Origin of the sequence: Caldivirga sp. MU80, assembly GCF_001663375.1 — an archaeon.
Taxonomy (GTDB): domain Archaea; phylum Thermoproteota; class Thermoprotei; order Thermoproteales; family Thermocladiaceae; genus Caldivirga.
Window position 1 is genome coordinate 19294 of record NZ_LCTF01000031.1, and the last position, 11253, is coordinate 30546.

11 protein-coding genes are annotated in these 11253 nt (G+C 45.9%); 5 read left to right on the top strand and 6 right to left on the bottom strand.

All coding sequences use genetic code 11. The features are described from left to right. The first annotated feature begins 177 nt into the window (after window positions 1–177). On the top strand, window positions 178–498 hold the full coding sequence (locus tag AAX04_RS08975; protein WP_066797182.1) for a winged helix-turn-helix domain-containing protein: 321 nt from the start codon (window positions 178–180) through the stop codon (window positions 496–498). Window positions 499–504: 6 nt separating this feature from the next. After that, window positions 505–783 carry a hypothetical protein gene (locus AAX04_RS08980; protein ID WP_066797155.1) on the top strand — a complete coding sequence of 93 codons (279 nt, stop codon included), beginning with the start codon at window positions 505–507 and terminating at the stop codon, window positions 781–783. Here the strand turns inward: AAX04_RS08980 and AAX04_RS08985 are convergent. The 3 genes from AAX04_RS08985 to AAX04_RS08995 all read right to left on the bottom strand — a co-directional run bounded on the left by AAX04_RS08985 (window position 766) and on the right by AAX04_RS08995 (window position 3418). Further along, complete coding sequence (locus AAX04_RS08985; RefSeq protein ID WP_066797184.1) at window positions 766–1335, bottom strand: class II aldolase/adducin family protein; 570 nt, start codon at window positions 1333–1335, stop codon at window positions 766–768. The two genes, AAX04_RS08980 and AAX04_RS08985, sit on opposite strands and share 18 nt — an antisense overlap. A 49-nt stretch (window positions 1336–1384) precedes the next feature. After that, window positions 1385–2764, bottom strand: a complete 1380-nt coding sequence (locus AAX04_RS08990; protein ID WP_066797167.1) for a digeranylgeranylglycerophospholipid reductase — start codon at window positions 2762–2764, stop codon at window positions 1385–1387. Between the two features lie 288 nt (window positions 2765–3052). Further along, window positions 3053–3418, bottom strand: coding sequence for a DNA-binding protein (locus AAX04_RS08995; protein WP_084761320.1), 366 nt, complete (start codon window positions 3416–3418; stop codon window positions 3053–3055). Window positions 3419–3548: 130 nt separating this feature from the next. On the opposite strand from AAX04_RS08995, the gene AAX04_RS09000 reads away from it, so the two are divergent. Both AAX04_RS09000 and AAX04_RS09005 read left to right on the top strand, forming a co-directional pair. Then, entirely contained in the window at window positions 3549–4790 is a 1242-nt protein-coding gene (locus AAX04_RS09000) for a M48 family metallopeptidase (RefSeq protein ID WP_066797170.1), read from the top strand. Window positions 4791–4849: 59 nt separating this feature from the next. Then, window positions 4850–5461: a DedA family protein gene (locus AAX04_RS09005; RefSeq protein ID WP_084761322.1), complete on the top strand. Its 612-nt coding sequence runs from the start codon at window positions 4850–4852 to the stop codon at window positions 5459–5461. Window positions 5462–5518: 57 nt separating this feature from the next. Here the strand turns inward: AAX04_RS09005 and AAX04_RS09010 are convergent, their stop codons facing one another. After that, complete coding sequence (locus tag AAX04_RS09010; RefSeq protein WP_066797173.1) at window positions 5519–7750, bottom strand: glycoside hydrolase family 31 protein; 2232 nt, start codon at window positions 7748–7750, stop codon at window positions 5519–5521. Window positions 7751–7879: 129 nt separating this feature from the next. Here AAX04_RS09010 and fni point away from each other — a divergent pair, with 129 nt between their 5' ends. Next, window positions 7880–9007 (top strand): type 2 isopentenyl-diphosphate Delta-isomerase, encoded by a 1128-nt coding sequence (fni, locus tag AAX04_RS09015; protein ID WP_066797193.1) that lies wholly within the window; start codon window positions 7880–7882, stop codon window positions 9005–9007. A 148-nt stretch (window positions 9008–9155) separates the two neighbouring features. Here fni and AAX04_RS09020 read toward each other — a convergent pair whose 3' ends face one another. Further along, window positions 9156–10067, bottom strand: coding sequence for a hypothetical protein (locus AAX04_RS09020; protein WP_156519786.1), 912 nt, complete (start codon window positions 10065–10067; stop codon window positions 9156–9158). Between the two features lie 460 nt (window positions 10068–10527). Further along, on the bottom strand, window positions 10528–11253 hold a 726-nt coding region (locus tag AAX04_RS09025), incomplete at its 5' end, for a zinc ribbon domain-containing protein (protein WP_156519787.1).

Genomic DNA, 11253 nt, shown 5'->3' on the forward strand with positions numbered 1-11253 from the left:
TCAGTTTTTATTATAAATCTAACAGGGTTCATAATGTTCATGGGAATTCAAGAACCATATAGGCTGACTGCGGATTCGCAATAGATTTTTAAAAAGGTTTATTAGGATTCACCTATTGAAGGACTTCGAATGAAGAGGATAAATGCTTATAAACTATTGGCTAGTAGCAGAATGGTAATGGTTAGTTATGATAAGGATTTGAAAAGATTGTTGATATGGCTAATAGGTGGGTCTAGGGGTGGGTTAATGAGATACAGAATACTCTCAACCCTTAGGGAGAGGCCAATGAACCCTAATCAATTGGCTAAGATCCTTAATGTTAATTATAGGACGGTAATTTACCACCTTGAGATATTGGAGAGGAATGGGCTAGTTACTAAGGCTGGTGAGGGTTATGGCGCACCCTACCTAATCAGCGATTACCTTAATGATAGATGGGGTGTGCTTGAGGATGTGGTTAGGTTAATAATGCCTAGGGCTAATAAGGGTGAGAGGTGACTTAGTATGGGTTACCTTTGGTTTATCAACATAACTATTTCACTGGTTCAAGCTGTGTTACTCGGCCTTATGGTTAGGAACTACATGGGCATAGGGTTTACAAGAACTGGTAAGATATTAATAGGTGCATCATCAGTATTCCTAGTGGAGAGCATACTCATGACCATAACATACTATGGTTGGATGATGATGGGCATGGGGCCTTCTGTGGCATTACCTATACTGGCGATAATGATTATGAATCTGATTGGGATAACTATGCTGTATTTAATCTCTAGGCTTTAAACATCGTACGCTTAAAAGTATCCTCGCAGTATCCTCAGCAACCTCGACCTTATTTAAAGCCTCAGGTAGGGAGTAACCCACAGCCACAACCCCATGGTTCCTAAGCACCACCAAGTCTGCGCCATCCTTAATTCTAGCTGAGACTTCATCGGCTAATTCCTGGGTGCCCGGTTCAATGAAGTCTACTTCATCAACCCTGCGTATGTATGACCTAGCCTCACTAACGCTGTTAAGATCAAGTCTCAGCCCTGCTAGGTAAAGTGCTATTACCGATGGCGCATGAGCATGGAACACTGCCAGGTAATTACTAACCCTGTATACGGCTAGGTGCATCCTCCACTCTGTTGATGGCTTCCTGGAGCCTTCAAGAACGTTACCATTTAATGAAAGCTTAACTAAATCCCCCTCACTTAACTCAGTCTTAGGGACTCCACTTGGGGTTATTAGCACGTAGTCCCCAACTTTAATGCTAGCGTTTCCTCCCATTAAAGTGTTCAAACCCCTAATATAAGACTCCATGAAGTACCTTACCAACTCACCCCTATGATCCATGTTAAAGCCTATGTTCAGTACCATTAATTAACCTTTCCAGCCAGTCAACCTAGATTGACTGGGGTGGTAGCTTTAACTTAAGCCTGTACTCATTGTACTTCGCCACCAGTGACACAAGCCAGTTATCCAAGTTGCCTGGGTCCTGTGGGTAATTTAGGTAAATGCCCTTAACCTCATTCATATACCTCAATGCCAGTGATAACTTCCTAGCCACGTCAGGTACCTTAAGTAGCCTTAGGGCTATGGTCAGCTTCCTGAGGCCGCTTAGGTTTAAGTCACCCTTCTCGGAGATCTCCAGCACCTCCTCCTCGGTTAGTATCCTAGCCCTCAATCCCCTGTTCAACTGGTCATCACTTAAGGTTTGGAGCATTAGCCTAAACACGTCCAACTGGGCTTGCTTAATGCCATATGCCCTTAAGTAATCCGTGTTGTACCTCCACAGCCCCCTCTCGGATACGTCACCCCTCTCCAGCGCCTCGATAATGGCCTTTGAGGCCAATTCCGAGGATAACAACGCCGGACCTATACCACCCCCGTGAACTGGGTTAACGGCCACTGCAGCATCACCTACTGCGACTATCCCAGGGCCAACTAGGCTTGGGAGGGGTCTCCTCGTGGGTACTATACCACCGCCTGCATGAAGAACCCTCCTACCCCTAGCATACTCTGACTTAGCAAGGTACTTATCATAGTTGGACCTTGGGTTAAGGCCAGTCTCCTTAACTAACTTACCCCATATGCCTAGGCCGATGTTAACCGTCTTATCCGACTTCGGGAAGAACCACCAGTAGCCTCCTGGCGATATTACATTGCTTAGATATATCCTTATGTTCTGCGGGTTTGCAATTGCATAATCCACCTCAATAACTTCCCTATACGCATATGATGCATCCTCGGGCAGTAATGGTTCACTTATCCTGTATTGTGGGGGTAGTTTAGTCCTCACCACGCCTGTGGCACCTGAGGCATCGACAGTAACCTTGGCCCTTAACTCAACCTGCGTACCATCGCCCCTATTAGCCTTAACGCCCTTAACGAAGCCACCCTCAAGTATCGGCACTGTCACGGTATGCCTATCTAAAACGTCAACGCCGCTGTTGTTGGCCTCGCTGATTAGCCACTGGGCCCACTCACCAATGTCGAGACCATAGCCCCTACCTGCGACGAAGTACCTAACGCTTAGGTCTGGGCTATACAGCTCGGCTCCGCTGTACCTAATCATGAAAACCTTATTGTTTATGCTTAACCCTGATGCCTCAAGTCTCTTAATGTGGTGCTCGCCAATTGCATCCCCGGTTACCTTAAAAACCTCCTCAGCCCTCTTACGTTCAACCAGGGCAACTTTTAAACCCTGTCTAGCCATTAGGTAGGCGGCATATGAACCTGCTGTACCTGCGCCAACAACTACCACATCGTATGTTTCATTCATTGACTGGTTTGCATGCAAGCATTTTTAAACATTAATCCGTTACATTAATTCTTTGAAGCAGTATCAGTAACCTTAAATCAGCGTTTATCTATAGTTGATGAGTCTTAACAATGCATATATTTAGGTTATTTATTAACCAAATATTACAATGTACATCGCTTATCTCAGGCCCGGGTTCTCATCATACGTCTCAGTTCATCCCGTCCTCTTCACTGTATATGGCGCTCACAGGGTGCTTTAAAAACGATGCATCACCACAATTATTTTTATAATGCATTGGTTTTATGATTATTCCTCTATGTTAACTAGGCTGACAATATCCTCTGGGCTATGGGTCATGAGGAGCCTCCAGAATTCTCCACCCTTCCTTATTCCGTACACCTTGCCCCTGGCACTCCTCTTAATAACCTCCATGTAACCCCTCTCCACGAGCTGCTCAAGGAAGTTCCTTATCACAACCCCATCAGCCCTCGTAACCCTACCTACGGTGTTTATTTCCTGGGCTATCTTACTTGGTCTGACTGTTATCAGGTTTCCCTTGGAGGAGGATGCGTACTCCTTAAGCTTAGCCACCACGTTCACCTTCATGTGCACCGCCTTATTGTGAACCGTGACCTTCATCCTGGCCTCTCGTACCAATTTAACACTGGCCATAGGGTGACCCATGCCTTTAAGCCCTTATAGCGGTTGAGTAACAGTACTCTGATGAGAACCTAAACATCAGTGTCACGTTACGTGTACTTGACTGTTCAGGTTAAAAAGGTACCCTAACAGTAACGAGTGAATGCGTGCATACAGTAGGCTGCTTGAATCACTGGTAAGGCTTGGCTCAATAGGCACGCACGACGTGTTAAATTCCATTAACCTAGTGATTAATGAATTCAGGAGGGAATTCCTATACGCCATATACACGTGGAACACTGACGCTAATATCGAGGTCTACTTCAGGAGGTTTAATATACAGGTATTTGATGGTTCACTTAAGATTCAGGGTGATGGAAGAGGGGTTGAGGAGGCGAGTAGACTCATACTGAGGAATACCTTGATTGGCAGTGGGAAGAAGGTTGTCATGTTGTTTAAGGATGAGGGGGATGAATACGTTAAAGTGCCAACCAAGCCTGAATTCGCAATAACCGTTAACCCAGCTGTTTCCTTCATAGCATCGTCAATACTAACACTAGTCATATTCTTAATGCTGACTAGATACGGCATAGCCTTAACCGTAATATCCGTAATAGCCCAGGTGGTGGCAGTTAACATGCTTTACACCTACTTATCATTCACACGCATGGTTAAGGTTAGGGTTGATGGCTCAAGGATTATTAAAGTAACCGTAACCCTACCCATCAACACCCCTGAGGATACGTTATTCAGGCTCATATCCTACGCATCATCATTGAGAAGGGTTAAGAGGGAGGAATTAACCCAAGTTATAACCATCCTAAGGGCTATAGGTGGCTCAACGCAGGTAAGCATTGGGGTTGATTACCTAACAATACCATCAATAAACGGCGTCAAGATATACCTGGTTCCATCACCGGACTGTAACGCCGTTTCAATGAACCTACTAGGCAAGTTCATAGTAATCGGCACTAAGCTGGTGGCGTGCCTTAACCAAGGTGAACTTGAGGCCGTCATTAACCATGAACTTGGGCATATAGTACACTTGGACACTTACAAGTCGTTAATAGCATCAATAATCTACTCACTAGCATCGGCCATAATGCTATTCTATGTAATACCGGTAATTGGGTTAACCCCACTCTCAGTGGTCATATACGTATCAATAATACTAGCGGCAATCGTGATCTCACTAGCACTAAGCAGACTTAACGAGGTTAAGGCAGACCTATACGCACTAAGCAGGGGGTACAGGGTGCCGTTAGCCACGGCCCTTGTTAAGGTAACCTACCCATCAATCTACTCAACACCCATAAAGGCAGTGTTCCTCAGTCATCCAAGCACATTAAGCAGGGTTAATAAACTCCTAAGGGCAACTGGAAAAACACACAGTAAACAGTTATAGTTAACACCACAGGCCAAGGACATAGGGTAAGTTTAAAAGCGAGTAGGTAAACAACTCAAGTGGTCTTGGGGCCAATAGTTAGCATCGTTATATCAACTATGGAGAACATGGGTTACTTAGGGTTATTGATACTGATGATCCTTGAGTCACTGGCTCTACCTATACCAAGCGAAGTCATATTACCATTCAGCGGCTACTTAATCTACCTGGGTAAGTTAAACTTAGCGTTAACAATAATTGACGCTACGGTTGCAAGTATTATTGGTTCACTAATTGAGTACACTTTAAGCTACTATATAGGTTATAGCGTAGTGTTAAAGGTAGGTAAATTCATGGGATTAACCGAAAGTCACTTAAAACTGGCTGAATCATGGTTCAACAAGTATGGCTGGTTATCGATAATTGCGGCTAAGTTTGTTCCAGGGGTCAGGGCTTTAATATCAATACCAGCTGGTATCGCCAGGATGAACATATGGCTATTTATATTATGCACCACGGTGGGCTCCGTAATTTGGAACACAGCCTTAATATACATTGGGCTAATGTTTGGCACTTCCTGGGAAGCTGGATTAGCGACCATAACCAGGTATGCGGATTACCTAGCCTTAGCATTCGTATTCATAATCATACTCCTAGTATTAGTATTTAAACGGCGTAGCGCCAACACATAGTTACGTTGTAAAACCTTGCCCCAGGGGTCAACCCATGGTTAATAATTTATTTAAGGCTTAGATTATCATTGTTTCGCTGCCTACCTTAACTCTGATGTTGATTAACCTACCCTCGAAGTACCATGATGGCTGGCCGGGTTCGGCGCTGAACCTAGCCTTGGGTACCTCAACGCCGTTAACCATAACTTTACTGGGTTCCTTACCTAGGTAAACCTTAAGTATTACTGTTGTTGGTAACTGAGGCATCGGATTTGCCCAATCACCCACGGTTACCCTGTCGCCACTTATCCTTAGGCTCAGGGTTGATGGTGTTAGCGATTGAGATTCCCCATCGTCATCGTAAACCGTGAATTCGCCATCACCAGGCACGGCCAGTATGCCTAGTACACCCTCTGACTCCTGCGTGGGTACCAGCGACCCACTCTTAAGGAATACTGGGGGTTTGCCGAGTGGAGCATCAACCATATGGTACCCACCCTTAAGTACCTCGCCATTCCATAAATTAACCCACTCACCACCTGGTAGGTAAACCTCCCTTGAGGTGCCACTATTGAGCATCGGCGCCACGAGCATGAATGGGCCTAGCATGAACTCGTCGTCAATATTCATGACCTCATCATCGTTGGGGAATTCATACACAAGAGGCCTAACAATGGGTTCACCGTTAATGTGACTGATCCACATTAGGGAGTATAGGTATGGCGTTAACCTAGCCCTAAGCCTCAGTAAGTCCCTAATCAACTCAAGGGCCCTTGGGCCAAAGGCCCATGGCTCCTGGTCAGGGGATGCCACATCAGCGTGGTTCCTTAGCAGTGGGAAGAATATTGCCCACTCATACCACCTAACAAGTAGCTCAGGCGTTAGCGTAAACAGCCTACTACCCCCATCACCCGGGACGTACTTGGCGAATCCACCAACATCAGCCCCTATGAATGTTACCCCCGATATGCTTAAGCCGAGTAGCACCTGCAGCTGCAGTTTAAGGTGTTCCCAGTTGCTTGTGTTGTCACCGGTCCAAACGGCGGCATACCTCTGGATACCCGCGTAGCCAGCCCTGGACAGTATGAAGGGTCTCTTACCAGCCCTCCTTAAGCCCTCGTAGGTTGCCATAGCCTCATAGAGGGCATAGGCATTGTGCAGGTAGTCGTGGGGAACCCTTGACCCATCATCGAGCCTATGCGTAATCACCTTACTGGTCACCGTATGGTTAGGGTAGTCAAAGGCAGCCGGCTCATTCATATCCAGCCAGATACCATCAACCCCGTAATCCCTAACCCACCTCTCAATTAGGCTACTCCACCAATCCCTAGCCTCCCTATTGAAGAAGTCTGGTAATGCTGATTTCCCAGGCCAACCCTGCACTATTGTTAAGCCACCGTCTGAGTCGAGGGTTAGGTAGTTACCGTTAATACCCTCCTTAAACACCTGGTAGTTTGGATCAACCTTAATGTACGGGTCCACTATGGTTACGACCTTAATACCCAATTCATGAAGCTTCTTAACCATATCACTGGGGTTGGGGAACCTCTCACTATTCCAGGTGAATATCCTGTAGCCATCCATGTAATGTATGTCTAGGTAAATCACGGTGTTGCCTAGATCAACGTCCTTAAGTGCCTTGGCAACCTCAAGAACCCTACCCTGGGGGTAGTAGCTGTACCTACTTTGTTGATGACCGAGGGCCCACTTTGGCATTAGGGCTGGTTTACCAGTAATGCCTATGAACCTGGTTACAACATCCCTCAGCCTAGGCCCCCTTATCACGTAATAGTCAACCTGGTCATCGTAAACCGTAACAGTGAATTCATCCCCCCTCTCAACCCCAAGGTCAATCACCATCCTAGCCGTGGAATCTGCGAAATGGCCCACGGATACGTGGTTCCTGGTTACTATGAAGAATGGTATTGAGACGTAGAGTGGGTCTGACCCATACCTATACCCATATGCATCAGTGTTCCACATAGTCACTCTGAATCTCTTCCTATTAAGAGGTAGGGCCTTTTCCCCAAGTCCATAGACGATGTCGGCGAGTCCTAGATTCCCCCTTATAGTAAATTGGCCATTACTGTAACTGAACCTTAAGTTAACCTCCACTCCATCAACATTGACGTGGACTGAGTCTTCATTAACCTTAACCAGCCATGGCCCAATCTTATTCTCGCCAGAGGCTAAATCCACCGTTGGCTTAACCACAACAGCCGGTGATTCCCTATACTTATGGCCATTCTTCACTACGCTTATCCTTAACACATCATCATTAACCATGCTTACCTTCATTGAGAACTCCATCGACGCGTGAACATATTTCTGTATTTTAAGTATTATCGATATGCCGTGCCATGGTGTCAAATCCTGGTTCGTTGCGGTGGATGCGGATAGGTAAAATTTATTTAGAAGTATGAGGTGGACCCACTTAGGATGATTGAGAATCGCAAGGATGAGCATATTAAGATTGCGGCTTCGAATGACGTGGAGGAGGGTAACTCGCTCTTTGATGAGGTTCAGTTAGTCCACAATGCGCTACCTGAGATTGACTTTGATGACGTTAACCCTAGTGTTAGTATATTTGGCAAGAGACTAAGCTTCCCGTTCATAATAGGTGCATTAACTGGCGGTACTGAGACCGCGGAGAGGATTAATGGGACCTTGGCTAGGGCGGCTGAGGAGTTTGGCATAGGCATGTACGTCGGCTCCCAGAGGGTTGCCATAGTTAGGCCTGAGACTGCGAGGAGCTTCAGGGTTGTTAAGGATAATGCACCAAGTGCCTTGAAGATAGCTAACCTAGGTGCACCGCAGGTTTCTAGGCTTAGCGAGAGGGAGTTGATTGACTGGGTTAATGAGGCCGTGGACATGATTAACGCTGATGCCCTGGCAATACACCTAAACCCAGCCCAGGAGGTTTTTCAACCTGAGGGTGAACCCTGGTTTAGGGGTGTGTTAAGTAAGTTGAGGCTAATTAGGAGGATTACCAACAGGCCCCTGATAGTTAAGGAGGTTGGTAACGGGATCTCAATGGAAGTTGCCAAAATGCTTGCTGAAGTACCGGTTGACGCCATTGATGTGGCTGGTTCAGGCGGCACATCCTTCATAGTTATTGAATCCATTAGGAGGCGGGACACCGGTGAGTCTGGGGTCTTTAGGAATTGGGGGATACCGACGCTCTTATCCATATGCGAGACGAGCAGCGTTTACGATGGGTTAGTGTTTGCCTCAGGTGGGGTTAGGAATGGGCTTGATGGGGCTAAGGCAATAGCAGTAGGTGCGGATGCGTTCTCAATGTCTAGGCCGATGCTTCTTTCTGCGCTTAAGGGTTACGACACTGTTAAGGACACTATCAGTAGGATTATGTGGGAGTTTAAGGTGGCAATGTTCCTAACTGGTTCAAGAACAATCAACGACCTCAAGAAGGCCCCCATAGTTGCCAGCTTACCTGTGTTGCTATGGTTAATACAAAGGGGTGTTAAATGCAAACTCACCATGACAATGTACGATACGTGGAGGCCTATAGCATCCATCTTGCTAAGTAAGTTAATGAGCAATGATTAGGGTACCACCCATGTACTAAATGGAAGACCCCAATGACCCCCTCCCCGCTCTGTGAGAATGGGGGTTCACTTTAGGAGTCTCGATTATTACCCCGTCTACTACGGGGTTATTGAATACCCTAACAAGGCTGGCGCTATGGAACCCCATGTCACAGCCTCACTGACTCTCGCAAACCACTAATAGCCCTCTCAAGCAGTTCACTTGTGTTGCATGAGTAAAGTTCAATCATGTCGAGGCCTATTTCAAGTTTCCTTAAGGCATCCACCCTCAGGTCCGTTATCTCGTACAGGTCCCCATTACCCAGTTGATTACCCATAAGCACAGTCTCACCGTCAACGTTAATCCTCACGACCTGACCCTCATTCTCAACCTCAACTAGGTAACCCGCCGTGGTTAATTCAAAGACGTAGTAGTCAGTTGTGTAGAGCTTAATGAAGCCTCCGTACTTCTGCATATTATTAACTATGAAGTTAACTATGTCCTTGGGCTCAGGAAGTCTATACTTGTACTCCCTGAAGTAATTGACGTAGATACTGGAGTACACACTCACCATGAAGTCCACAGGTGTGTTGCAACTGAGTATGTAGGCCACCTTTAACTTAGCCTTATGCTCATGGTTCTGGATGCTGGCCGCCTCCTCAACTGGTTGACCCATGTTTAAGCTAGAATTCTCCAGGATTACGTTAAGGACGAAGTACCTCATCAAAGCTCTCTTATTCATGTGGTACACAACCCAGTCATTATTCCTCCTGCACATGGTCATGAGCTCATACTCCCCACTGGTTAATTGAATACACTCGCCGAATTGGTCAACCATGACCTTGTTAATACTAACCCCAGGCCTTTGGCTGGATGCCACCTCCTCGGCATTATCAACAATGTACTCTATGTACGTTGAGTCAAGCCTATAATCATACTCACTCAATGGGTAATACTTAAACACCTCATCAGGGAGCAGGGGCTCCACATACCCCAGTGTAACCACTTTACTTATGAAAGCCTCCTTAACCACGTCATCATTCACCATCTTAACAATAGCCCTCAACCTAACTACACTCATAGCTACATCACCCCTCAATGAGGAACCTTATTTATAAATATTTTTAATAATTAATATAACTGTGCTATTGGTTAATTCGCATTCCTTTAAGTACGAAAAGGTGATGCGTTGCAAGCTTTTCTAGGTCTTTAAGTAGCTGTAGTACCCTATAATGGACTAGGAATATTTGGAGCGCCACCGGTTGGTGAATATCGTTGGTTGGGTTGGGGATTTCTTGTCAGCGCATTTACATCACCAGTAATTCGCGAGCCTCAGTTGAAGGGTGTAATGTAAAGCACTAAATTAACGGCTCATAACCATGGCCTTACTCGCCTCAGTACATGCCGTAACCAGATGTGAGCGCCTTCATTAACTAAAGCTAAATGAAGATGAGCAGATACCTAGCCGTAATTAATTCACATGCGGAGCATCCTTAGGGAAATAACCCAAAGGGCAATGGCTATATGACCCCCTCCCCACCCTAGAAGGGTGGGTTTTTCACTGTAGGGGTCTCGACAGTTACCCCCTCTTTGGGGGTTAATGGTTTTACGCCATTGCTTGTTACTATGTAGCTGAGTATTTTTCTCGGTATTGGGGTGTTGTAACCGATTCTTTTTGCTATGTTTCTTGCTGCGTTTAGGTCGGCGTTGATTCCTATGCCCGTTACTGGGCATAGGTAGAGTCCTCTCTTGACTATGCCACTTTCATGCTTCATGCTGCATATTGAGCATTGTTTACTAGTCCCATACTCATTAACAATATTGAGCCTTATGCCGTACTCCCGCAATACCTCACCCAACCACCTAATGACCTTGTTGAACCACCAAATGTTCACATTATACTCGTTGCCATCATCTTGGCTCACTAAATAGGGATAACCAACGAATACCTCGTTGACTCCCATTTCATGCATCGTCCTCGCAAGGAACCTAATTGCTGTCCTGTAGTAATGCCTTAACCTCTCCTTCCTCTTAAAAACCGCATGAAGGTGGAATGCGTGGTACTTGCGCCATGCATTGAAGCCACGATTCCTCAACCAGTCTCCTATTGCCTGGTAGGTCTTGGTTTCACGCTTCCAGTAGTAGTACTCAGCCTTAATACTCGAACCCTTGATTAAAATCGCAGTGTCACTGTGATTGAAAACCACAGCAAACAAATTGTTTAAACCAATGTCTATGAAAGCCTTATTACTGCCTTTAGGCTTCTC

Coding starts and splice junctions, on each gene's coding strand:
- AAX04_RS08985 (WP_066797184.1), bottom strand. CDS start 1,335: ATGGATCATAGGGGTGAGTTGGTAAGGTACTTCATGGAGTCTTATATT.
- fni (WP_066797193.1), top strand. CDS start 7,880: ATGATTGAGAATCGCAAGGATGAGCATATTAAGATTGCGGCTTCGAAT.
- AAX04_RS08975 (WP_066797182.1), top strand. CDS start 178: ATGGTTAGTTATGATAAGGATTTGAAAAGATTGTTGATATGGCTAATA.
- AAX04_RS09010 (WP_066797173.1), bottom strand. CDS start 7,750: ATGGAGTTCTCAATGAAGGTAAGCATGGTTAATGATGATGTGTTAAGG.
- AAX04_RS08980 (WP_066797155.1), top strand. CDS start 505: ATGGGTTACCTTTGGTTTATCAACATAACTATTTCACTGGTTCAAGCT.
- AAX04_RS08990 (WP_066797167.1), bottom strand. CDS start 2,764: ATGAATGAAACATACGATGTGGTAGTTGTTGGCGCAGGTACAGCAGGT.
- AAX04_RS08995 (WP_084761320.1), bottom strand. CDS start 3,418: ATGGCCAGTGTTAAATTGGTACGAGAGGCCAGGATGAAGGTCACGGTT.
- AAX04_RS09020 (WP_156519786.1), bottom strand. CDS start 10,067: ATGAGTGTAGTTAGGTTGAGGGCTATTGTTAAGATGGTGAATGATGAC.
- AAX04_RS09000 (WP_066797170.1), top strand. CDS start 3,549: ATGCGTGCATACAGTAGGCTGCTTGAATCACTGGTAAGGCTTGGCTCA.